The organism is Rhizorhapis suberifaciens, assembly GCF_014200045.1.
Taxonomy (GTDB): Bacteria; Pseudomonadota; Alphaproteobacteria; order Sphingomonadales; family Sphingomonadaceae; genus Rhizorhapis; species Rhizorhapis suberifaciens.
In genome coordinates, this window is record NZ_JACHOV010000006.1 from 1 (window position 1) to 24,254 (window position 24,254).

Genomic DNA, 24,254 nt, shown 5'->3' on the forward strand with positions numbered 1-24,254 from the left:
TGTGCTTTGCCCATGATCCACCTCCAAAGAGAAGGAATCACAAATCTCACGCCAGGGGAATCCCCAGCGATTCACATTTCCAATCCGACGCTCTAAATAACGGCCGGACAGCGGATCGAACCGTCCAGATGCTAGATCGACCACAAGATCTTGCAGCTTTTTGCGAGCGGTCGCGCTGTCTTCTGGCGTGATGCTCTCGAGCAGAGCGACAAGGGGTGCGGCATGTTCGCGAGCGTCGGGCGAACCTAGGGTCTGGTTCGACATATCGGTTAGGATCGTGCCGGGCTGGATGGCAAAGGCACGGATGGCGCTGCGTGTATGCTCGGCGTCAATGTGCTCGGTGAGGCGGATGAGGCTGGCCTTGGCGACGGCATAGGCTGAGGCGTTGGGTGCGACGAAGGTTCCAGCCTGAGAAGCGATGTTGATAATGCGGCCATGATTTGCCGCTTCCATGCTCCGCAGCGCGCGCGTCGTGCTCAGCAGCGCACCGAGCAGATGAACAGTCTGGGCGCTCCACCAATCGGCGACATCGACATGACCTATCGGCCCGATCGGCCCCTGCACACCTGCATTATTCACCAAGATGCTGATGGGGCCAAGCTCCTGTTCCGCGCGCGAAAAGGCCGCCTCGACGCTAGCGGCATCGGTAACATCACAGGTGACTTCAATAGCGCTGCCGCCGCGGCCTCGCAGGTCCGTAGCGACTTTGACAATCTCGCCTTGCGATCGCGCAGCGACCGCCACGGCGGCTCCCGCATCAGACAGTGCCTCCGTAATAGCTTGGCCGAGCCCGCGGCCTCCGCCAGTGATGAAGGCGACTTCGCCCACTAGTCTTTGTGTCGTCATGGGCGATGTCCTGTGGCGCCGTGCTCGTCCAGCACTGCATGGCGCCGCTCGCATGTCCAGGCCGCGGTCAGGGTGTCTCGCATTATCCTCTCCCGTTGGGATGTACCAATGCCGCTCGTTGTGGGACAGCATCATAACGAATGATATGAATACGCCATGCCGAGCCGTGACTGTCAAGAGGTCAGTAGGGCGTCATTGCGCTTGAAATAATAATAACGGTCGTTATGAATGTAGCTGGAATCGAGGAGAGGAAACCAAGATGATACCCAACGACATCCGCGTCGCGAACCCTGACAAGCTGTATATCGGCGGGCAATGGGTAGAGTCCGCAGGCGGAAAGTCGATTGAGATCGTCTCTCCCAATAGTGAGGAGTTGATTGCCCGCGTAGCCGAGGCGGTCGAGGCGGATATGGACCGGGCCGTCGCCGCTGCACGCGAGGCGTTCGATGAAGGGCCGTGGCCGACGCTCAGCCCTGCCGAGCGCGGCGCGATGGTGCGTCGGATGGGCGAGGAATTGCAAAAGCGCGAACCCGAACTGGCGCGAGCCTGGACTTTGCAGGTGGGCGGACTCGCGAGCTTCGCGCCAATCATGACCGGTGGCGCGACCGCCACCTTCATGCAGATTGCGTCCTTTGCCGACACTTTCAAGTTTGTGGAGCGACGACCGTCCTTTCAGGTGGATACGGCAATTGTCGCTTATGAACCAGCAGGCGTCGTGGTGGCCATCGCACCGTGGAACGCGCCCTATGGCATCATGGCTAGCAAGGTCGCGTATGCGCTGGTCGCAGGCTGCACAGTAATCATGAAGCCATCACCCGAAACGCCGCTGGAAGCCTATATTATGGCTGAGGCGGCGCAGGCTGCGGGCATCCCTGCAGGTGTGGTCAATCTGGTCTGCGGCGAGCGCGATGCGTCCGACCATCTGGTCAATAACCCTGGCGTCGATAAGGTGACGTTCACGGGCTCGACCGGTGCTGGCAAGCGCATTGGCGAAGTCTGCGCGGGCCGCGTCGCACGCTGCACGCTGGAGCTAGGCGGCAAGTCAGCTGCGATCGTGCGCGACGATTTTCCGATCGAGGTGGCGGCTGCCATTCTTGGCAATACCATCACGATCATGAGCGGCCAGGTCTGTGCGATGCTGAGCCGCGCGATCGTCCCCAAGAAGCGCCATGATGAATTGGCCGAGGCGATCAAGGCAGTCATGCGGGGCATCCGCATCGGCAATAGCGAGGATATCGAAACTCAGCTTGGTCCCCTCGCGATGAAGCGGCAGCTGGTGCGCGTCGAGGAATATATCGCGATCGGCAAGGAAAGCGCGGACCTCGTCACGGGCGGCGTGCGCCCCGCGCACCCTAACAAGGGTTTCTTCATGGAGCCCACCTTGTTCGCCAATGTCGATAATCAGAGCCGCATCGCGCAGGAGGAGATTTTTGGCCCCGTACTGTGCCTGATTCCGGCAGAAGATGAGGAAGACGCGATCCGTATTGCCAATGAGAGCAATTATGGCCTCAACGGATCGGTTCTGACCAATGATGTCGATGCTGCCTATCGGATCGCGCGCCGGGTCCGCACGGGCGGTTTTGGGCAGAATGGCATGAAGCTGGAGTTCGGCCTGCCCTTTGGAGGATTCAAGCAATCCGGCATCGGTCGAGAGGGTGGAGTTGAGGGGCTTGCTGCCTATCTGGAGAGCAAATCGATCCTGCTGGATGGGATGCCAGCCGCAATTTAGGTGTCCTGCGGTGTAATGGGGCGCTTGCTCATTAGGAATGGCTGGGGGGAGTTATGAGCCAGGGTCTACATGGCAGCCCGGACGACTGAGGCAGTCCGTAAAGCTATACAGCGGAGTGGAGAGAGCGTGAGAGCGCTCGCCGGCCGGTCCGCAGGTTCACGGATGGTGGTTTCCCGCGCTCAGCTAGAGAACTCGGCCGCGCTTTTCGAGTAGCCTGCGTGAAGACGTTGCAGCTAGATAGGCACATGGCTCACCGGCCAGGCCCCTGATCGAAGGGCTATCAATCTGCCCAAGGATCAGATGAGGCCAGTGCCACCACATCATCGATGGAGAGCAAGGTTGGCGGAGAGAGAGGGAATTCGCCCGCGGCCGTCAGGGAGAGCAAGGCACCGATGTGCTCTGCTATGGTAGTCGCAGAATAGGCCATCGGGAACGCGTCGATGGTCTCCCGCGCGGTAGGTGGAAAATAGCGTGCCCGGAAGCCGGGCTTGAAAACGGAATCCCAAATATTGAGCGATTGGCCTCCAGTTTCCGACTTCCCGCTGAAGATGGCATAGCTCGGCAAGGCTTCGGGCCGGTCGACGAGGGCGCGATGCACGAACTCGTCGACCTTCTCCAGAACGATGCTCTCGGCGCCCGCGTCACGGACTTGGCGGGCCGAAGCGAATAGCGCATACGCGCCGTCTAGTGATCCGCCGACCCGGCGGCCGTCACCTCCCTGCGGGGTGTAGCCCAAATGGGCCATGACCCGGAATCCTTCCCGCGTCAGCCGCTCGACAATGGCGATGACCGTTTCCGAATGGACCTCGAGCTTGACGACATCGGCGCCGGCACGACGCATCCGGTCGGCGCTGCGAACCGCGATTTCGCCGTTCACCACGGACCCGTCCGGCATGTCGCCAACGATGTAGGGAGCGTCGTCCGGAAAAAGCTGCTTCGCTCGGTGAGAGACCTCCTTGACCAGACCAGCCATGATTTCGAGGAACAGGGCTTGCTCCCCCTTCGCCAGCCGGGTGCTCTCACGCCCCAGATGCGTCATCAGATAGGAATCGGAAACCATGAGGCAATCCAGCCGGATGCCCATCTGGAGGAGGGGATTGTCCGTCATGGCCCTGGCCACAGCTTCGACCTCATAGTCGCGATAGAGGTTCAGCTTGATCGGGCGGCGGCTATCGTCTTTGGGATCGCGAGTGGGCGCGATAAGTTCGGACATCAGCATCGGTGTTCTCCTTGCAAAAGTTGCGGCGCGTACTTTGGAATGCCGGTAGCCGTTATTTCAGGGCGGCAGACCGGGTGAACGCCGTCGACCCGCGAAGCAGCATGATCATGGCGGTGGTCAGAACCCCGCACAGCGCGGCGGTGAAGAACAGGGGGCCGATCCCGCCGCTGGCCGCGATCATGCCTCCCCCCACGCTTGCGGCGATTGTCGCCAGTTTGGCGCCGCTGTCGAACCAGCCGAAAGTCCGGCCAGCGCTGGCGTCTTCTATCGTTTCGGTGATCAGGGCATTGAGCGCGACATAGCCGAGCGTCATGCCCGCCCCCAGCGCGACCCGCGCCATCGCAAAAACGAGCAGCGACGTGGTGAGCGCCTGCACCGCGAGCATCCCCCCTACGATCAGGCATCCAGCGGCGAACCAGGGGGCGGGATCGCGATCGCGCAAGTGCCGGCCGAGCGGCAGGCAGGCGAACAGATAGACGATATGGGGCAAGCCGAAGAGCCATCCGGCCGTGCCGGCGCCGATGCCGAACGCTTTCATGCTGTACGGCACGAGGAACGGGAATGTGGAAATCATGGCCAGCGTGAACCCCGTCTGGCCGGCCATGATCGCGCCGCGCGAGAGCACTTGCCGGCCATGGGCACTCGGGGCCGCACCGTCCACGGCCGGAACAGTCCTGGGATCGCCTTTTGCCGGAAGGGGCAGCAGCATCAGGACGGCGATCATCGGCAGCAACGCCACGACGAGATAGACATTCTGTGGGACGATATGCCGATCGATCAGGAAGCCCACGGCCATCGGCGCCAGGATGAGCGCGAGACGCGCGCTCGCCTGGGTCAGGTTCAGCGCTTGCGACAGTTCCTTGCGCGGCAAGGCTTCCGAGAGATAGGCGTTGCTGGCCGAGAAGGTGCCACCCAAGAGGCCTTGGAGGCAGAGCGCCACCACGAACAGCGGCAGCGATCCCGCGAGGCCGGCGATCAGGAAGCTGACGGCCAGCCCGATCTGCGCGCGCAGCAGCAGGGGCTTGCGGCCCCAGCGGTCGGCCAAACGGCCCCACAGCGGCGCGGAGATGGCAAGGCATGCGGTCGGCACGATATAGAGCCAGCCGATCAGGCTCTCACTGGCATCGGGCGCAAGCCCGACGAGGATGAGGCCCAGAAAAGGCGGCAGGCCCATGGGACCAAACGCGCCCGCGAAATGGCACGCGAGAACAGTGGCCTTGATGCGGCCGGGGCTCACCGCCCAGCCTCGCCAAGGAGAAAGTTGGGCGCTGTATGCCCATAGGCCTTGTTGACGTCGGCAGCGCCGATCGCCTCGCGGGGTTCCAGCGTTGCGGCGCGCAGGAGATGTTTGATCGGGAAAAGGCGCGCCTCCAGCAGCGCAGCGCGCAGCGGCCCGGACACGATGCCTTCGCCATCCATCCGGTCGAGTTGCCGCTCGACGGCCGCGCGCAACAGGTTTCGATAGGCGCCGGGCCTGCCCAGATGACGACCTAGCCCTTCGATGACGGCGCCCAGATTGAGCTGGATCGTTATGGTGATCAGCATCTCAGCGATGGCTGCGGTATCGGTTTGGGTGATGCGCGCATCCTGCAGCCTGCCGATCCAGGCGTCCGCTCCGGGAAAAGCCGCAAGCAGGGCGGAAGCATCGATCCGGGGAGAATCGTTGTCCTTGAGCAGCAGCCGCAAGCCGCCCTCGTTCCGATCGAAGAGCACTACGGAATTCTGCTGATTGGCTTCGAGTTCGATGCCATAACGAGCCGCCAGGCGAAGGTGGACGCTCAGGAGCAGGTCGCAAAATTCGCCGAGGAACCGCTCAACGTCGCCCCGATAATACCGATCTGCCAGATGCAGCGCATAGGGACGGCCATCGGACATTGGCGCCATCATGGCCGCGACCGGCACCGGCTCGCAGCCGTCGAGTCCTTCGGGATAGCGGCGGACGATATAGGCGAGGAATCGCTCCCCGCGGTGATGCGCCCCGCCGCTTTCGTCAGTGAGGAGAAGCTTTGCCCGCAGCTCAGCGTCATCGGCCCGTATCGCCTCCAAGAGCGAATGGACGACATGGCCGTCGTTGATCGTGACCGGCTTGATTGCACGCAGGTTGAGACGGCCGAGCGTGCTGATCGCGAGCGGAAGCTTGATATGGACACCAGGTTCTTCGACCACCGCCACGGCCCGCACCGAGAGCGTGGGAACGACTTCGAGATAGTCCCGCGGCGCCATGTAGGCGCGATCGGCCATCCCCGCCTCGGCGAGGATCCGGGCCATTCTCTCGCCGCGCATGAACGGATGGACGGGCAGGAGCGCGTGCGTCTGCTCCAGCGCTGGATCGAGCCCCACATCGGCGAACGACGGCCAACGGGCAGGCACTTCACCTTGCACGGACAGACCGTCTCTGGGGAGGGCGAGCCAGGCTAGGCGGAACAACTGCTGATATTCCGGACCATAAGCGATGAGATCGTTGGCGGCAAAACCGTGCTTCGCCCGCGCTGTAGGATAGAATGGATGATCGATGAAGGATGCCAACCTGTCGTTGGCAAGCATCTGCTTGTGCCATTCGGGATGGGCGGCCAGGCGTGTGGCGGCAAGCGGGGCGGTATCGCGGGCGGCGTCGCAGATGGCGCCCTGTTCGATAGCGGCCTGGCACTCGTCGAGAAAGGCGGAAATATTGCCGCTGTCCTCGCCTTCGAGCCCGGCCTTGATGATCTCGAGGAACTCAGTGACGCTGTCGATGAGGCGCGCACCCTGCCGCGATACATGAACGAATGGCGGTGCGCAGACACGCCACGTCTGCATGAACCCGTCAGGCTCGACCGGCATGAAAAGCGTGCCGCCATCCGCGGCCTCATAGGCGAGATAGTGATCCGTCGGCGCGATCAGCCTGTCGAAGGGCGCGCTCTCGGCTCGAATGACCGTGCCGAGCGCGATTTCCCGATAGTTTTCCCGCACGAGGCAATCTGCCACGCGCCTCAGGATATAACGGCTGTGATCACGGACCGACGGCGCAGGTTTGACGGCGGTGGCGATGTTCATGCGTTTTCTCCTGAGGACGAGTGGCTGGAAGCGGCTAGTCGATCGCGTATCGCAACGTGAGCATCACGGACCGCGGAGCGCCGGGCATGTTGAGGTTTCCGACGGTGCCGTGGGCCGATACGATGTAGTCGCGGTCGAAGATGTTACGGATGTTGACCTGCGCCTTGAACTTACCCAGACGCGCCCATGCCATGGCATCGGCGGTCACATATTCGGGCAGAACGACGGTGTTCGCGAGATTGGCCTGACGATCGCCGACATAGTTGACGCCGCCGCCTAGGCCAAAGCGGTCTCCGAAATTCCGCATTAGCCAGAGGCTCGCACTGTGGGTTGGTGTCAGCGTGGGCCGATTGCCCTGAATGGGAACACCGGAATCCAGTGCTGGGGATTTGGTGATGCGGGCATCGAGGTAAGCATAGCTGGCGATGGCCTGCCATCCTTGCGCCAGTTCCAGTTGCGCCGATGCTTCGATACCGCGCGTGCGCTGTACGCCAACCGGCACGACCCTGAGCAGAACCGGATCAGTCGCCTTGATGTCCGAGCGCTTGAGGTTGAAGGCCGAGACCGTCGCCGAAAGCTTGCCATCGAACAGGTCGAACTTGGCCCCGATCTCGCGGTTGATCGTCTTTTCCGGTGCGATGTCCGCGCTGCTCGTCGAGAGAGCGAAAGTCTCGCCCGAAGGCTGGTAGGATTTATTCCAGGAGGCGTAGTAAGATTGGGTCGGCGTCGGTTGCCAGACAAGTCCGACGCGCGGGCTCCAGAAATTGTCTGTCCGCGCGAGGTCGGGCTGTCCCGCTATGCGCTGGTGGACTTCCTGGCGGAAGCGGTCATGCCGCAGGCCAGCAAGCACCTTCCACTGCTCGCCCAGCGAGATCATGTCCTGGGCATAGAAACCGATAGTTTTGTAGACGCCCGTCCGGTGCGTGCTCGGATTGCCGGAGACTTCCAATGGCAGGACGGGCAGAACCGGGTTGAACAGATCGACCGCTAAGAGCGTTCCATCAGGAGCCCGTACAGCCGCATCGATCCGTCGCTCAAATTTGGACTGCCGGCCCGCTTCGAAACCCAGCAGCAGCTTGTGTTCCAGCGGCCCGGTGGAAAATTGTCCGGATAGTTCGAGCTGATTGAACCAGCCATGCTCGGTGCGATCGGTACTTTGGCGATTGAGCGTCACCGTCCGCGCAGCTTCGTTGACGATATTCGGAATCGTATTCTGACGGTCGAGCGTATAGTCATAATAGCGGAATGCGTTGTGCAGCTTGAGCGTATCGCTGAACTCGTGGTCGAGCGTCGCGGTTGTCGACCACACTTCCGACTGGCTGAAGTCCACGTCCTTCCCGTTGGCCGCGCCATAATAGGTCGAGGCCGGCACATCGACCGGGCGTCCCTGGAAGGCCGGGATGCCGTTATCGGTCAAACGGCGGTCGCGCAGATAGTCGGCTTGGAGCAGGATCCGGGTGCGGTCGCTTGGCGCGAAGAGCACCGACGGCGCGATGGCTTCGCGCTTGAGAAAACCCTGATCGCGATAGCTGTCCGACCGCTCGATGGCGCCCGTCAGACGGACCGCCACATCGTTGCCGGCGAAGACATGGCCAAGGTCGATCTCGCCGCGCTTGTCATCCCAACTGCCATAGCTGACGACGATTTCGCCGCCTTCCGTGCCCGGCTTCTTGGAAACACGGTTGATGAGACCGCCGGAGGAGCCGCGTCCGTAGAGAACGGAAGCCGGCCCTTTGAGAATCTCGATCCGCTCGATGTTCGACAGGTCGCGGAAATAGAGAGCGTCATCGCGCACGCCGTCGATGAAGAGATCGCCATAGGCGATATTGCCGCGGATCACGAACTGGTCGCGCTGACCGTCGCCGGTCGCCATGCCGATGCCGGCCACGTTCTTGATCGCATCCTGCAACGACAAGGCACGCTGATCGCGCATCACCTGACTGGGGATGACGTCAATCGTCTGCGGGATGTCCCGCAGCGGCGCGTCGATTTTCAACGCCGTGGTGTCGGGGGTGCGATATTCAGGATTCGTGGCCGTCACCACGATGTCGTCGCGCCCCGAACCGGTTGCCGCTGCTTCGCCGTCCGCGCTCTCCGCGCCAATGGCCGGTGATGACGCCATCACCGCAAGCAAAGTCAGTATCGAGACGGTGCCGTATTTCCGAACGACACAGGTATTCATAGAAGTCGCAAGCATGTGCTGCCCCCCAATATATGCTAATGCGAATCTTTCGCATATCTGGGCTGTTAGGGTAGCATTGCGATCGAAGTCAAGGACGGCGGCGAGGCCGCGCCGCATTTTGTGTCCGCCAAATAATTGAAAAGGTGAGCGGATTGCCGTGCTCATGCCCCTGCGTCGTCCAGATAGAGGCGCTCGGGGTGGGCGTGGCACAGGAAATCATGATGAGAGATGTCCCAGCCATAGGCGCCCGCCATGAGGAAGCAGACGAGATCGCCGATCCGTGCCCGCGCGACGGGCACATCGCGGGCCAACACATCCTTGGGGGTGCATAGCTCGCCCGCGAGCGTCAGGTTGGTGTCGGTGCATTCGGGCCGAGGCCAGGGATGAGGCCAGGCATCGCGGGGCAGAATCACGAAAGGATGATTGTGCGCCCAGGAACTCGGCAGCCGGAAATGATGGGTGCCGCCACGCAACAAGGCGAAGGCACGTCCATGGACGGCCTTGATGTCGAGAATCTCGCAGACATAGACGGCATGATAGGCAGCGAGAATCCGGCCGCATTCGAACTGCAGGTTCAGATCTCCTGCCACATGTGGCGCGAGCGCTCGGGTGAAGCTTTCAACGTCGAACCGCCAGTCCGGGTCGCCATAATCGACGCCCCAGCCGCCGCCGAGATTGACTACCGCCAAGTCCAGACCATGTTCGTTCGCCCAGGACCGGGCGAGTTCCAGCTCCATCACGCAGAGCGCGGCATGTCCGGCGGCGTCGCGGTTGTTGGAGACCGTGTGGAAATGGAATCCCTCGAACCGAAGCGCTGGGCAATGCGCCAGTAGCTTCAGGGCTTCGGGGATGTCGGATTGCGCGATGCCGAACTGGGTGGCCGCTCCTCCCATCGTGAGAGTTGCTCCCGGCACCGGACCGGCAAGGTTCACGCGCAGCAATATGGGCAGCACCGCTCCCGCATCTGCCGCAACGGCGTTCGCAAGGCGTAATGTATGCAGGCTTTCGACATGAAGCCGTTCGACACCCTGCGCCAGGATCAACTCAATATCCTGGCGCGTGCGCGCGGGCCCACCCATGATGATCCGGGCGTCGGCACCGACCGCATCGCGCACTTTCAGGATTTCGCCCGAGGAGGCGACTTCGAACCCGGCGACATGCGGGGCGAGCGTCTGCAATATCCGGGGGTCGTTGTTAGCCTTGACGGCGTAGAACAGTTCCGCCCGGCGCGGCAGCGATCGCGCGATGTCAAGCGCGTGACGGCGCAGGGCATCGAGATCATGCACGAAGGCGCAGATCGGCCCTTCATCGTCCACCACGGCGAAGACTTGTGCGACGCGCGGTCTCAGCAGCGTCATGACAGTGCCACCGTCCGTTGCGGCAGTGCATGTCCATCTCGGACGGCACGTCGGAGCGGATTGGGGATTTCGACATAATCGGGCCGTTCGCTCCGACGGGCGAAACAACTGGTGAAATTCGCTTTGGCGGGCAGGGTTTCCGCTTCGAGAAGCCACGTGATGAGGGTGGCCATCTCCCTGTCCTCGTTGGCCGTGGACAATGCTTCCGCAATGACCCCCCACAGGTCGCCTTCCGGCGCATCAGCCAGACGCGAGACTGCCGCGACCACATGGTTCAACTGATTGCTGACCAGGTAGTAGACTAGACGCTGGCGTGCTTCCGCAGCGGGGAAGAATACCGATGGGTCGAGTTCGAGATCGGGCGCAGCGTGCTCGAAGCGCTCGCGGTCGATGCTGACCCCTTCCAGGTCGCGCACGATCAGGCGAGCCGGATTTCCCCGGTCCAGCGCCAAAAGGCTGTTCTGGCTGTGCGCTTCGAGGCTGACGCCGGTTCGGGCGAACAGCCGAAGCGGCGGGAGTGTGGCCGTCTGAACGTAAGCACGTAGCCAGGCTTGCGCCGCGGCAGGATTGGAAAGATCGCAGCCCATCGCCGCCAGCATGGGGCGGCCATCGTGCGGCGACGGTTCGAGCAGGCCAGCCAGTACGAATGCATCTCGCGCCGGAGCCTCCCGGAGGACGACACCGGTGATCGCTTCGAGGCCAGGACGATCGATCCAGACAGCGCCGGGCTCATCGAGCGTGTCGAGGCCGCAGGCGGTAACCTGTTCCGCAATCGCCGCAAGCGCCCGCCCAGCCGCCATGCTTCGCGCGATCTGGTCACGCGGGTTGGTGCGCGCGAAATTGGTGATCCGCGCTGCGATCGGCAGCTTGACGAAAATGTTCGCGCCTGGCGCGAACACCGTGCGGACCGACGAGGTCGGCTGCATCGTCGCGCCGTTGGGCAGGGTAAGGATCGCGCGTCCCCGCTCGACGAGATCAGCGAATGATGGATCGTTTTCCAGGCGGGCGGCCTGCCAGGGGTGGCTCGGAATCAGAAGGCGGCCCCCGATGGCCTTTTCCGGCAGGCCGGAAAGATCGGTGAGGATGCGGTTCACCCGCTCCTTGGCCTGCCCGTCGCGCCACAGCGCCGCCCCGACGTCGGCCTCGGCGATGATCCAGCGCAACTGGAAACCACGGGCGCGCTCCGGCGCATAACAGTCGATATCGTCCGCTGAAAAGCCATCTATGCTCTTGGCGAATGGATGGAATGGATGCCCGTGCCAGAGGCTCTGCTCCAGTCCCATGGGGGAAAGATCGACAGGACGCGCCGCGCAGGCCAACGCATGCTCTTCCGCGCCATTGAGAGCCTTGATGAGGCGTTCCCTTACCGCCGGCGAGACGGAGCCGTTCTCCTGGGCAAGCGCTTCCGTCATCAGGTTCGCAACCGGAATGGGGTCGTTGGCAACTGTTGCGGATCCATCTGCCCCTTCAATCAATACCGGCAGCCGCCAACGATGAAAGCCTCCCGGCGATGCCTGCAGGCACGAGGCGCGCAGCCTGTTCGCACCCACGTTCAAGGTGCAGGCTTCACCCTCGACCGGCACGGATTCGGTCATGCGTTCCCGCAGCCATGTATTGAGCAGGCGCTCCATTGCGATGCCGGCGCGGATGGCGGCGGCATCTTCGACTGTTCTCTCCACAGGCAGGGGCATCGTCATCAGACGGGTCTCTCGATGGGGGTGAAGAAAGGAAGGCGGCGGCCCGTGCATGCAGGCCGGCGACGAAGCGTCGCCCTAGAGGAGGGGCAAGACCGTGCCGATATTCCTGTCCTCAGCCCTGCCGAGGATCGCCTTTGCGCAGGCTATATCATCGATCGCCATGCCCATCGGATTGAGCAGGATGATTTCGTCATCCGTCTCACGGCCGGGCCTGGACCCGACGATGATCTCACCAAGCTCCGCGTGCAGTTGCTCGCGCGAGAACTCACCCGCTTCGACAAGCAAGTTGATGATCTTCTTCTCGCGGTTCGACTGGTCCCAGTCATCGACAACAACCTTGTCGACCTTAAGGAACACGTCGCGTTCCACGTCCATGATCGAGACGTTGGCTAGGAATGTGCCCCTACTGAGCCAGTCGAAGGCTAGATAGGGGCTATCGGTCACCGTGCAGGTGATCACAACCGGGCAGTCGCGAACCGCTGCTTCGGCGCTATTCGCAACGATAACGATGGGGTCGCCAAAGCGCTGCCGTAGCCGCGCGGCAAGCGCGTTCGCCGCATCTTCGCGCAGATCGAACAGCCGCAGTGCCTTCACGTCCGCGAATTGCTCGAGCAGCATCTGGGCCTGTCGCTCGGCGATCGGCCCGCAGCCGATAATGGCGGCTTCATCAAAGCCTTTCCGCGCCAGATGCCGAGTGGCGACGCCGGTGACGGCGGCGGTCCGCATCGCGCTCAGGAGTCCGCCTTCCATGATCGCCATGGGATAGTTGGTCTCCGGATCGTTGAGCACGATGACGGCACTCGCCCGCTCCATCCCTCTTCTGGCCGGGTTGTCGTGCTTGGAGCCAATCCATTTGAGCCCGGCAACGGGTTGCTCGCCGCCGATCCAAGCCGGCATGGCGATAATCCGATCCGCAATATGTTGCGTGCGGGGGCTACGCAGATAGGGTTTGAGGGGCTGCACGAAGTCGCCGGCGGCATGGCTGCGGAAGCCCGCCTCGATCGCGCTCATATAGAGGTCCGAATGGTCCCCGCCGAGCGCGGCGACATCCGAACGGGACAGATATCGCAGAGTAGCCGTGTTCATAGCGCTGCACCCTCCGACTGGGAATTGGCCGACAAGACATGAGCCTCCGGCATCCATGAAGACGCCGCGGCGGTGGGGCGCCGAGATTGCCACGCCAACGCGGGCCGTTCGCCCAGCCGGCGGAACGACGCCGCGAAGGGTCTGGTCTGGCGACGTTCCTCGGCCGGCCAGGCGGGATCGTAGACCGTATCGAGATAGCGTTCGCCGCGATCGGGCAGCAGGGTGACGATGCATGATCCCTTCCTAAGGTTCGGGATCAGCTTGGTGATCGCCGCCATCACCGAGCCCGAAGAGCCGCCCGCTAATATGCCCTGGCTCTCCGCGAGGCGGCGGCAGGCTAGCGTCGATTCCCAGTCCGTCGCATAGATGACGGCGTCCACCTCGGGCAGGGCGAGCTGCTCCGGCACGCGGCTCGCGCCGATACCCGGGATCTGCCTGTTGCCGCCCGCTCCCCCGAAGATAACGGACCCTTCCAGATCGACAGCCACGACCTCGATGTTCGGCCAGCGCTCGCGCAGGCGGCGCGCCAGACCCATTAATGTTCCGCAGGTCGAAACGGCCGCTACCACATGCGTGGGTTCCACCGGCATCTCGCGGACGATTTCCTCGCCGATCCCGTTATAATGGGCGCGCCAGTTATCCGGATTAGCATATTGGTTGAGCCAGACCGCGCCTGGAATGGTGCGCACCAGTTCATCCACCCGCCGGATGCGAGTGTGCAGATAGCCGCCGCCCTCGTCCTTGTCGGTGACGAGGTCGATATGGCCGCCGAACGCTTCAATGAGGCGGCTGTTGGCAGGAGCGAGGTTGGGATCGACGACCGCCGTGAAGGGGATGCCAACCCGCTTGGCAATAATCGCGAGCGCTATGGCGAGGTTGCCGGATGAACTCTCCACCAAGTGGCTTTCCGACGTGATCCTGCCCGTCGCCAGCGCCTGCGACACCATATAGTGCGCGGTGCGATCTTTCACGCTACCGCCGACATTCAGCATTTCCAGCTTTGCGAATACTGGAACCACCTCTGGTGGAAACATTCGGTCAAGGGCAACAAGAGGTGTGTTGCCGACAGACAGTTCTGCTGAAAATTGCATGACAGCTCCTTCCAATTGGATGGGCGTAGGGCGCGATGGCCGCTGCGGGAATTTAGGCCGGGTAGTGATTTTTCTGCCTGCTCCAATGACATAGAGCGATTCGCTATTGCGAGTCAAATGCAATAATGGCAGATAGCTTGCCCACGGGCGACACTCGCAGAAACGCGGACCACGGAAGGATTGCCAATGCCGACCCTGATTTTGCTAGCCCATGTGCCGACAGACGCGGTCAACGAAGGCTTTCTCCCGGCGGCGCGACGTCTCGGCCTCAGTGTGACCCTGCTTACCGACCGCGCCGAAGCACATCGACATTACTTCTCAGCTGAGGATAGGCCCACCTATCCTGACAGAATCATCGAATGTGACGTGTTCAATCCGGTCTCGGTCATCAACGAAATCAGTCGCCATGCCGAGCGACCCGCCGCCATCTTCTCGAACAGCGATCATCTCCAAACCAGCACAGCGCTGTCGGCCGATTATTTCGGTCTGCCCGGCAAGGACTGGAAAGTCACCTACCGAGCCAAAAACAAAGCAGCGATGCGCGAATGCCTACAAGATCAGGGGATGGATCTGCTGTGGCACGCCGTGGTGACGAACGAAGACGAAATCGCTCGTCTTTCCACTGTTCCCTTTCCTTGTGTGCTCAAACCTCGCGAAGGCGTCGGTAGCCAACTCGTGCGGCTATGCGAGAATGAGCATGCGCTGGTCTCGCACGCCAAGCATGTCTGGAACCTGGACGCCAGCCGCGTCATGCTGATCGAGGAATATATCGCGGGGGACCTCTACACGCTCGAAACCTTGGGCGATGGAACAGACATTGTCGTTCTTGGAGGATTTCATGTCGCGCTGGGGCCGCCGCCAAATTTCGTCGAAATGGAGGGCCGCTGGGGTAACTGGCTCACGCCCTCCCAAGAGGCCGAAGTGCTACGTCAGATCGAAGCGGTTGGGGTCGGATTTGGATCGTGCCACACCGAGTTCGTGCTGACGGAAAAGGGGCCACGGCTCATTGAAATCAACTACCGGACGGTCGGTGATCACATGGAGTTCATGCTGGAGCACACCCTCGACGTCGCGCTGTTCGAAAAAATTCTGCGCCTTCATCTCGGCGAGCAACTCGGTGCGATGCCGTTGGCAGGCAGGGCAGCCGCGATCCGATATTTCCCAGCTGACAGGTCGGGACGGATTGTCTCCGCGCCAGGGGGTTTTCTTCGCAGGGATAACGAATTGCGCGTCGAATATCGTTCGCTCCGAAGCCTTGGCGAACGTGTGGCCGTAACGAACTCCAACAAGGACTATCTGGGCGTTCTGAGCGTCAGTGCGCCTAACAACGCCATGCTGGAGAATGCGTTGAAGGAGGCGAGCGCCACGCTGGTTTGGGATATTGATTTGGAAGGTTAACTCGGCATCGAAGCCGGACCAGCTGCGAGCACGAACATGGGGCGGGCGGACGGGCGCATGTTCAACCAGAAAGGCCTTGACCTCCGCACGGAAACTTTCCGCCTCGCCGGGGAGGGCGGTTGCGCGAAAGGCATGGTTGAACGCTGACATATGGTTTCCACTACTTCGGCCCGATTTAGAACAAACAACCCGAAATGCATGGTCTACCCATGAACGCAGCCTTTCCCTCCCAAGCACATTTTTGCACAATTTATAAATTATCCCTGTCAAATCAGGGTATTAATGCTGACTTGCGCGTTTTCAGGCTTTCCCCAAATTGGCATGGCTCACGCAACCGGTGCTTGACCCGGTCGCCAATTCGTCGTTCGGTAGACGTTGCACAGGCTGGCATCTGCCGCGCTTAATCTCTGTTTGGTCAGGCGCGGGTGAGCGAATTGGGGAAGGAAAGTTCAGTGAATCGGGCGCCGGTTTCCACTCTTAAAAAGACTGTGGATCCACCCAAGCCCACGATCGTGAGCTCGACTTGCGCAATATTGCGGCTGCTTGCGGAGTCCAGCAGCGCCTTGGGCGTGAACGCCATCGCACGGAAATTGTCGATGCCGCCCAGCTCCTGCTTCAAGATTCTCAAGCAATTGCAGGCGCAGGATTTCGTCGATTGCGATGAAATGGACAAATGCTATTCGCTGGGCACGGGCGTCATTCCGCTCGGCCGCCGGGCGCTGGACCCTGTCAACAGCTTCTCCAGACTGCGCTATCTCCTCGAAGATGCGGCTCATCGCCATTCGATTGCGATCGGTTTCTGGCGACTTCTCCCCAACCGACGCATGGTCCTTGCAGGGTTTGTCGAGGACAACAGGACCATGCGTATTCACATGACCGTCGGCCAGCGGCTGCCTCGCCTCGTGGGCGGCGTCGGTCGCGCGATCGCTGCGGAATTGAACCTATCGAAGGAAGAGATGCAGAAGGAATTCGATCTGCTTAACTGGCGGACGCCCCTTTCCTTTGCGGAATATGAGAGGGAGGTAAATTTCGCTCGCCAAAACGGCTATGCCGTTGATATCGGCAATTTCGCGCATGGCGTCTGTACTGTCGCAACCACCATCAGTGATGATGAAGGGATCGTCCGGTTCGGTATTTCCGGTATCATGTTCAACGGGGAATATACGGACGATATGATTGCGCGCATCGGCAACGCCCTTGTGGAACTCGCTGATGCGGCAAAAGTCCATTTAGGCTGGCTACCCGGCTTGTGAGCGATCGAAACGGAAAAAATTGACGCCATGCCAAGAGATAGTCCCGGTTACCGATGCCGTAAGAGTACTGGTCTGCAAAACCATAGAAATATGCGATAAATCGGCTGGACTGCCGTCGGCTAATCATGGGCGGGCGTGAAGCCGGCACTATGGCGATGGCACTGATCGACATGGACCTGCTGGACGATACGGCCATGGCTGTGGCAGCCACGTGCATTTAATGGCTGAGCGGTTCGGCTGAAGCTTTTCGCTCCTTCAGCCAAGCCGCCTAGCCAGAGCATATTTGCCTCTTGTTTCCCGCATTGTACGAGCCATCAGGTGAACCACCTGACGTGAAAATGCTTCGGCGACACCCTATTCCCTTGCCCATTCGCTAACCGCTTCATCGATATCTTCGCGGACCGGTGCCGGTGCCCAGCGTATGGCACTCGGCGTCGCCGAGAAGCGCGGCGCAGGTGTGGGCTGCCGTACGCCATCGACGGTCACGAACATACCGCGCGCAACATTGTGCGGATGATCGGGCGCTTCGGTCATGCTTAGCACCGGCGCGAAGCAGATGTCGGTATATTCCATGATTTTGCACCATTCTTGCCGAGTCCTGGTTAGGAATATCGCCTTGAGACGCGCTTTCATCTCAGGCCATTTCGCTTGGTCCATCTGATCAGACGCAGCCAGATCTTCCGCCCCGGTCTTTTCCAGCAATAGGGCATAGAATTGCGGCTCAATCGACCCGATTGATATCCATTCACCATCGGCGCAACGATAGGTGTCGTAGAAGTGCGCAGCGCCATCGAGCAGATTCGAACTGCGCTTGTCTGTCCACGTCCCAGCCTCCAGCATGCCGTAGAAGAGCGACATGAGATAGGTGCTCCCGTCGCAGATGGCGGTGTCGACGACTTGCCCTTTACCGCTCGCGCGGGCCTGGATCAGCGCGGCCAGGAGTCCTGCAACCAGCAGCATGCCACCGCCGCCATAATCGGCCACCAGGTTTAGCGGGGGAACAGGCTTGTCGGCCGTTCCAATGGCGTGGAGCGCGCCCGTAATGGCCAGATAGTTGATGTCATGCCCTGCCATCGGCGCGTAGGGACCCGTCTGGCCCCATCCGGTCATTCGACCATAGACCAGCGCTCCATTGCGGGCCAGCATCACATCGGGGCCCAGACCAAGGCGTTCCATGACGCCGGGACGAAAACCTTCGAAGACGATTTCGGCAGATTCGCAGATTTCCAGGCATTTTGCGATATCGGCAGGGCTTTTGAGGTCGAGCGCAATGGTCAGGCGGCCACGCGCATCGATACGCGTCGCGGGCGGATCGCCCGCCCCCTTTCGATCAATGCGCAATATGTCCGCGCCCATGTCCGACAGCATCGTACCAGCGAAGGGCCCCGGTCCCAGCCCGCCGAATTCCACGACCTTGACGCCTGCGAGCGGCCCTGTTGCGTTTGTCATCTTGCACTCCGTTCTATATGATCTGCTGTCATGCGCCGGTGAAGCGCGGCTGCCGCTTTTCCCGAAAGGCGGCGACGCCCTCGGCAAAATCCACGCTGTTCCCAGCCATACGCTGAGCGTTGCGTTCCATCTGGAGCGCCTGGGTCAGCGGCTGTGCCAATGCCTGCTGGACGCCATGGCGGATCAGTGCATAGGCGCGCGTTGGCCCGGCCGCGAGCTTGGTCGCGATCGCATCGACGCGCGCATCCAGTTCGTCATCCTCCGTCATCTCGGAAATCATGCCCCATTCCAGCGCCCTGACCGCCGGAACGCGCTCACCGGTCATCATCATGTGCAGGGCGCGCGAACGACCGATCAGGCGTGGTAACAGCCACATGCTGCCGGCATCCGGAACCAGGGCGACATTGATGAACGCCTGCATGAAATAGGCAGAGCGCGAAGCGACGACGATATCGGCCGCCAGTGCCAGCAGGCATCCCGCGCCCACGGCGGGGCCCTGGATCGACGAGATTACGGGCAGTGGCAGCGCGAACAGGCGCTCCATGAGCGGGTTGTAATATTGTTCGAGCACCTCGCCCGCATCGAAACCGGTACTGCCGACGGGTGAAGCGCCACCCGACAGATCGGCACCGCTCGAAAAAGCCTTGCCTTCCCCGCTCAGCACCAGCACCCGCCCGCCACTGTCGTCCCTCACCCGGTCGAGCGCGGAGGTGACTTCCCTTAAAAGCGGTCGACTGAGCGCGTTCAGCGTGGCCGGGCGGCTTAAGCGCAGCCGTGCAATGCCTTCCCCGACGGTCAAACTAATATGTTGGTAGGCGTCCATGCCAAACCTTGCCTTTCGGTCATGCGGGGTGAAATCGGCTGCGACCTAGCCGCAGCGCGGTCCGCTTGTCGCGCTACGAAACACTGTTCCAGGAGCATGAACAAAAGTCAGATCATCGACGGACAAGAAGTTGCCCCATCCCTCTGCTATCTGTGACGCCAATCTCCGCGCCTGATCGCGCCGACAACCGAGACTTTCCTAAAGAAGGCAAGCGCCCGATGACAAAGACCGCAACGACGCTGGATGACAAATATCTGCAGGAAACCGGCAGGGTCCTTCTGTCGTCCAATCAGGCCCTGGTGCGCCTGCCGCTCGACCAGTCCCGGCGCGACGCCGCAAGGGGCATGAAGACCGCTGGCTACATATCGGGATATCGAGGCTCGCCGCTCGGCGTGTACGACGCCGCCCTGTGGGCCGCCCAGAAACATCTCGACGCGCACGCCATCATGTTCGAGCCTGGCCTCAACGAGGAACTGGCCGCCACCGCCATTCGCGGAACCCAGCAACTCGCCTGGTTTGGAAAATCCGATTATGAGGGTATTTTCGGCCTCTGGTACGGCAAGGGGCTGGGGTTGGATCGCGCGAACGAGGCGCTCAAGCTCGGCAATATGGAAGGGTCCTCGGCCACCGGCGGGTTCCTCGTGGTTGCCGGCGACGATCATGGCGGCAAGTCCTCTGCCACTGCGCATCAGTCGGAACATGCGCTGATCGCCAGCTTGATCCCCACCCTCTATCCGGCAACCACGGGCGAGATGCTGGAATATGGCATGTTCGGCTGGGAAATGTCGCGCTGCAGCGGTGCCTATGTCGGCCTGAAATGCATTACAGACACGCTAGACCTGACCGCATCGGTCGAATTGCCGGACATTCACCGCGTTTACTCCAAGCCGGATGACATGACGATGCCGCCCGACGGCCTCAATCTCATCAAGGGCATGACGCCCCTGCGCATGGAAGAGATGCTGGTCAATTATCGCCTGCCTGCGGCAGAGGCGTTCGCGCGGGTCAACCGCATCGACCGGACCCCGATCGACGGCGAACGTCGCGTCCTGGGCCTGGTCGCCGCTGGCAAGGCCTATCTCGACCTGCGCCAGGCAATGGTTGACCTGGGCCTCAGCGAAGAAAAGTGCCGCGCGCTCGGCATTCGTCTCTACAAGCCGGGCCTCATCTGGCCGATGGAGCGCGAAGGCGCGCTGGCGTTCGCGTCGGGTCATCGCGCGCTGCTGGTCGTCGAGGAAAAGCGGCCAGTGATGGAAGACCAGCTAGCCCGCTATTTCTATGCGCTCGATGCTGATCGCCGCCCCGCGATCCTGGGCAAGCAGGACCTGGCCGGAAAGCCGATGCTGCCCGCAATCGGCGAACTCAATCCGCAGCTGGTGCGCAGGGCGCTGCGCGATGCGCTGGTCCAGATCGGCATCGAGGATGAGGATGTCGAGAAGCGTTTCGCCTATTTCCACGACCTGGAAGGGCAGGCCATATTGATCGGCGGCGGCGGCAAATATCGTCCCGCCTTTTATTGCTCGGGCTGCCCGCACAACACGTCGACCAAGATTCCCGATGGCAGCATCGCTATCGCGGCGGTAGGCTGTCAGGGTCTGGCTGCCTATGTGATGCCCGAACGTCGCACGATGCTGCCTGTTGGCATGGGTTCCGATGGCATGCCGTGGGTATCGGTCGGGAAATTCGTGGAAATGCCACACGTTTTCCAGAATATGGGCGACGGCACCTATTCCCATTCCGGTATCCTGGCGATCCGCGCCGCTGTCGCCGCCAAGGCGAACATGACCTTCAAGATCCTGTTCAACGATGCGGTGGCGATGACGGGTGGCCAGCCGGTCGAGATGCATATCTCGCCCATCGACATGCTGAACCAGCTGGTGTCGGAGCAGGTCTCGCCGGTGCTGCTGGTGTCGGACGATCCGGAAAAATATGCGCGGTCCAAACTGCCCGAAGGCGTCGAAGTCTTCGATCGCGACATGATGGATATGCTCCAGCGCCGCCTGCGGACACAGAAGGGCGTCTCTGCTATCGTGTATGAGCAGACCTGCGCCACGGAGAAGCGCCGCCGCCGCAAGCGCGGGTCCTATCCCGATCCCGACAAGCGCGTGTTCATCAACCAGGATGTCTGCGAAGGCTGCGGCGATTGCTCGGTCAAGTCGAACTGCGTCAGCATCACGCCGCTGGAAACCGAATTTGGTCGCAAGCGCGCGATCGACCAGTCGACCTGCAACAAGGATTTCAGTTGCGTGAAGGGCTTCTGCCCGTCCTTCGTGACGGTACAGGGCGCCAAGATCGCGACCCATGTGTCAGGCGATGCAGCGCGCATCGACGCCATGATCGCGGCGCTTCCCACGCCGGAAATCCATGTGCTGGGTGAAGAATGCTATAACATCCTTGTCGGCGGGATCGGCGGCACCGGGGTGCTGACTGTCGGCGCGATTCTGGGCATGGCGGCCCATCTGGAGGGCAAGGGCTGTAGCGTCCTCGACCTCACTGGCATGGCGCAGAAGGGCGGGGCGGTGACAAGCCACATCCGCATCGGCCATTCGCCTGAGACTATCTACGCCGCGCGCCTGGGCATCGGTGCGACCGACGTGATTCTCGCTTGCGACATGATCGTCGGATCGGGCGCCGACGTGCTCAAGAGCATCCGGCCTGGCCATACCGCCGCTGTCGTCAACCAGGACGTCACGCCTACCGGCGAGTTCCAGACCAACCGAAATCTCGACCTGGGCGAAGAGGCGATGGAGGCCACGATCCTCAAGGCGCTGCGGGGCGGGGCCTATCTGCCCTTCCACGCCTCCCGCCTGGCGACTGACCTGATCGGCGACAGCATCGCGACCAACATCATGATGGTGGGCTATGCCGCGCAAAAGGGCCTGCTCCCGGTCAGTGTCGCTTCCATCGAGGAAGCGATCAAGCTGAACGGAACATTCGTGAAGGGCAATCTGCGCACCTTCGCGCTCGGTCGCCTCGCCGCGTACGATCCAGGGGGGCTCGCCCGCGAAATCGGCGCTGCAACGGAACTACCGAGGCTCGACACTGTCGATGCGGTCCTAGAAAGCCGTGGCCACCTGCTCGCCGACTATCAGAACCAGGCATATGCCGACGGCTACGCCAGCTTCGTGCGGGACATGGAGCGGCGGATCGCGGCGAGGGGGCTGGAAGGCGGCGACCTGCTGGTGCGTGACATCGCCCTGACGCTCGGTCGCATCATGGCCTATAAGGACGAATATGAAGTCGCCCGCCTGCACAGCGATCCCAAGTTCTGGGACCGTCTGAACCGTCAGTTCAACGGCGATTTCAAGGTGACTTTCCACCTCGCCCCGCCGATGCTGCCCGGTAAGGATCAGGACGGAAAGCCGCGCAAGCGCGAATTCGGCGGCTGGATGCTCCCGGTGTTCCGCGCGCTCGCGCGGCTGAAGGGTCTGCGCGGCACGGCGTTCGATCCGTTCGGCTACACCGCCGAACGCCGTTTCGAGCGCAAGCTGATCGAGGATTATCGCGCGTTGATGGCCGATGTCATCGACCGGGTCGATCAGCGGACGTTGCCGGTAGCGCTCGAACTGGCGAGCGCGGCCTATGACATCCGTGGCTATGGCCATGTGAAGGAAGAGTCGATCGCGGAATATGAAAAGCGGATCGGCGAACTTCGCGCGGCATTTTGCGCTCCGCCGGAGATCGCGGCCGCCGACCCGGTGCCAACCCTGGTCGGCTGATCTGCCGGCCCGACGGACCTGACAATAGGTCCGGTCGCAATGACCGGGCCCTTTTTTTCGCGTGATTTCGAAAGCGCGTATCAGCACCCGGTAAAGGCGGCGGGTCGCTTCTCCGTGAAGGCGGCGGTTGCTTCCTTATAGTCGTCTGTCATCGACGCAAGGATCTGCGATCGGTTCTCCAGTTCCAATGCCGCGCGAAAGCTGGGGGCGTCCAGATTTTGCCAGAATATCTTCTTGGTATGCTTGATCCCGAAAGGGCTGTTGGCCAGGATCTGTCGTGCATAAGCCGTCGCTTCGGGCAAGAGCGCCGCGTCGTCAACCATGCGTATCGCCAGTCCGATCCGCTCGGCTTCTTCCGCTTCCACCGCGCGCCCGGTCAACAATATGTCGAACGCGCGCGCCGCCCCGATCAGCCGGGGCAGCATATAGCTCATCCCGGTCTCGCCGGCGGTCAGCCCCAGTCGGACCGAGGCATTCATGAACTTCGCGGACCGGGACACGATCCGCACGTCGGACGCCAGGGCGATCGCCATGCCCGCGCCCACGCACGGTCCGTTGACCGCCGCGATGACGATCTGCGGCATCAGGTGCAACCGTTCGACCATGCCGGCGAACCGCTCCTGCCAATACATCCGCTCGACCACCCGGCTCGGTGCCTCCCGGTTGCGCGCGTCTGCCGCCGCCACATCCTGCCCGGCGCAAAATCCCCGGCCACTGCCCGTCAGGATCACCGCGCGAACGTCGCTATCCGCCGCGATCATGTCCAGTTGCGCATTGAACATATCCACCATGTCGCGCGTCAGGGCGTTCAGGCGCTGGGGCTGGTGGAGCCTGACCACCAGAATCTGGCGGTCGATCTTTTCAACCAGAATCACTGCGTCGTCCATGATCTTCCTCATTTCCATAGGTATATTCGAGCGCGGCATAGCGGACCAGACAATCTACCGCCGCCTTGGCGCAGGCATAGCTGTAGACATGCTCCATCACATGCGTGCTGGCGAGCGAGGAAAGGAGGATAATCGATCCTCCCGTCTCCATCGCCGCGGCCATGTGCTGGACGAAATGAACGCTGCCAAGATAGTTGACCTCCATGGACCGCATCGCGTCCTCAGGCGGGGTATTGGCGACTGTTCCGCCCAGGGGCATGGCCCCGGCGTTGACCGCGACGTCAAGGCGACCGAACCGTTCGATCGCGGTTTGCGTGAGCGCCGCGATATCGATCTCGCTTGCCAGGTCGCAGGTCTGGGCAACCACCCGATGGACTCGACCAGGGCCTGAAGTGACGCCTCGCCCCGCGCGGCGACGATGACCTTGGCACCCTCTTTAGCGGAGCGTTCGGCGATGGCCCAGCCCGTCCCGGCCTGCGCCGAT

17 protein-coding genes are annotated in these 24,254 nt (G+C 61.9%); 4 read left to right on the plus strand and 13 right to left on the minus strand.

All coding sequences use genetic code 11. The annotated features are described in order from the left end of the window. Nucleotides 1-846: SDR family NAD(P)-dependent oxidoreductase (locus HNQ99_RS08525; protein ID WP_184475237.1), on the minus strand; the 846-nt coding region annotated here is incomplete at its 3' end. 259 nt (nt 847-1,105) lie between these two features. On the opposite strand from HNQ99_RS08525, the gene HNQ99_RS08530 reads away from it, so the two are divergent. Then, nucleotides 1,106-2,575, plus strand: a complete 1,470-nt coding sequence (locus HNQ99_RS08530) for an aldehyde dehydrogenase (RefSeq protein WP_184475238.1) — start codon at nt 1,106-1,108, stop codon at nt 2,573-2,575. A 280-nt stretch (nt 2,576-2,855) separates the two neighbouring features. Here the strand turns inward: HNQ99_RS08530 and HNQ99_RS08535 are convergent, their stop codons facing one another. The 8 genes from HNQ99_RS08535 to sbnA form a co-directional block, all read right to left on the minus strand. After that, complete coding sequence (locus tag HNQ99_RS08535; protein WP_184475239.1) at nt 2,856-3,794, minus strand: 3-methyl-2-oxobutanoate hydroxymethyltransferase; 939 nt, start codon at nt 3,792-3,794, stop codon at nt 2,856-2,858. 52 nt (nt 3,795-3,846) lie between these two features. Then, a complete protein-coding gene (locus tag HNQ99_RS08540; RefSeq protein WP_184475240.1) occupies nt 3,847-5,031 on the minus strand; it encodes an MFS transporter in 1,185 nt (394 codons plus the stop codon). Then, a complete protein-coding gene (locus tag HNQ99_RS08545) occupies nt 5,028-6,827 on the minus strand; it encodes an IucA/IucC family protein (protein ID WP_184475241.1) in 1,800 nt (599 codons plus the stop codon). Before HNQ99_RS08545 ends, HNQ99_RS08540 begins: the two co-directional genes overlap by 4 nt. 34 nt (nt 6,828-6,861) lie before the next feature. Continuing rightward, nucleotides 6,862-9,024: a TonB-dependent receptor gene (locus HNQ99_RS08550; protein WP_184475242.1), complete on the minus strand. Its 2,163-nt coding sequence runs from the start codon at nt 9,022-9,024 to the stop codon at nt 6,862-6,864. 146 nt (nt 9,025-9,170) lie between these two features. Further along, entirely contained in the window at nt 9,171-10,367 is a 1,197-nt protein-coding gene (locus HNQ99_RS08555; RefSeq protein WP_184475243.1) for a type III PLP-dependent enzyme, read from the minus strand. Continuing rightward, on the minus strand, nt 10,364-12,064 hold the full coding sequence (locus HNQ99_RS08560; protein ID WP_184475244.1) for an IucA/IucC family protein: 1,701 nt from the start codon (nt 12,062-12,064) through the stop codon (nt 10,364-10,366). Before HNQ99_RS08560 ends, HNQ99_RS08555 begins: the two co-directional genes overlap by 4 nt. A gap of 75 nt (nt 12,065-12,139) precedes the next feature. Next, nucleotides 12,140-13,150 carry a 2,3-diaminopropionate biosynthesis protein SbnB gene (gene sbnB, locus HNQ99_RS08565; protein WP_184475245.1) on the minus strand — a complete coding sequence of 337 codons (1,011 nt, stop codon included), beginning with the start codon at nt 13,148-13,150 and terminating at the stop codon, nt 12,140-12,142. Then, a complete protein-coding gene (gene sbnA / locus HNQ99_RS08570) occupies nt 13,147-14,241 on the minus strand; it encodes a 2,3-diaminopropionate biosynthesis protein SbnA (RefSeq protein ID WP_184475246.1) in 1,095 nt (364 codons plus the stop codon). Before sbnA ends, sbnB begins: the two co-directional genes overlap by 4 nt. 186 nt (nt 14,242-14,427) lie before the next feature. Between sbnA and HNQ99_RS08575 the strand changes: the two genes are divergently transcribed. Beyond that, the gene (locus HNQ99_RS08575) at nt 14,428-15,639 is read left to right on the plus strand and encodes an ATP-grasp domain-containing protein (RefSeq protein ID WP_184475247.1); all 1,212 of its coding nucleotides are present in this window, start codon (nt 14,428-14,430) and stop codon (nt 15,637-15,639) included. Nucleotides 15,640-16,091: 452 nt separating this feature from the next. After that, entirely contained in the window at nt 16,092-16,892 is an 801-nt protein-coding gene (locus tag HNQ99_RS08580) for an IclR family transcriptional regulator (protein WP_184475248.1), read from the plus strand. Between the two features lie 354 nt (nt 16,893-17,246). Here the strand turns inward: HNQ99_RS08580 and HNQ99_RS08590 are convergent, their stop codons facing one another. Then, entirely contained in the window at nt 17,247-18,341 is a 1,095-nt protein-coding gene (locus tag HNQ99_RS08590; protein WP_184475250.1) for a CaiB/BaiF CoA transferase family protein, read from the minus strand. A 28-nt stretch (nt 18,342-18,369) separates the two neighbouring features. Continuing rightward, complete coding sequence (locus tag HNQ99_RS08595) at nt 18,370-19,164, minus strand: enoyl-CoA hydratase-related protein (protein WP_184475251.1); 795 nt, start codon at nt 19,162-19,164, stop codon at nt 18,370-18,372. Between the two features lie 218 nt (nt 19,165-19,382). Between HNQ99_RS08595 and HNQ99_RS08600 the strand changes: the two genes are divergently transcribed. After that, the gene (locus tag HNQ99_RS08600; RefSeq protein ID WP_184475252.1) at nt 19,383-22,883 is read left to right on the plus strand and encodes an indolepyruvate ferredoxin oxidoreductase family protein; all 3,501 of its coding nucleotides are present in this window, start codon (nt 19,383-19,385) and stop codon (nt 22,881-22,883) included. Between the two features lie 80 nt (nt 22,884-22,963). Here the strand turns inward: HNQ99_RS08600 and HNQ99_RS08605 are convergent, their stop codons facing one another. Together HNQ99_RS08605 and HNQ99_RS08610 are read right to left on the minus strand one after the other, a co-directional pair. Next, nucleotides 22,964-23,770, minus strand: coding sequence for an enoyl-CoA hydratase/isomerase family protein (locus tag HNQ99_RS08605; protein ID WP_184475253.1), 807 nt, complete (start codon nt 23,768-23,770; stop codon nt 22,964-22,966). Then, on the minus strand, nt 23,745-24,137 hold the full coding sequence (locus tag HNQ99_RS08610) for an SDR family oxidoreductase (RefSeq protein WP_184475254.1): 393 nt from the start codon (nt 24,135-24,137) through the stop codon (nt 23,745-23,747). The genes HNQ99_RS08605 and HNQ99_RS08610 overlap by 26 nt, the downstream gene beginning before the upstream one ends. Nucleotides 24,138-24,254: the final 117 nt, after the last annotated feature.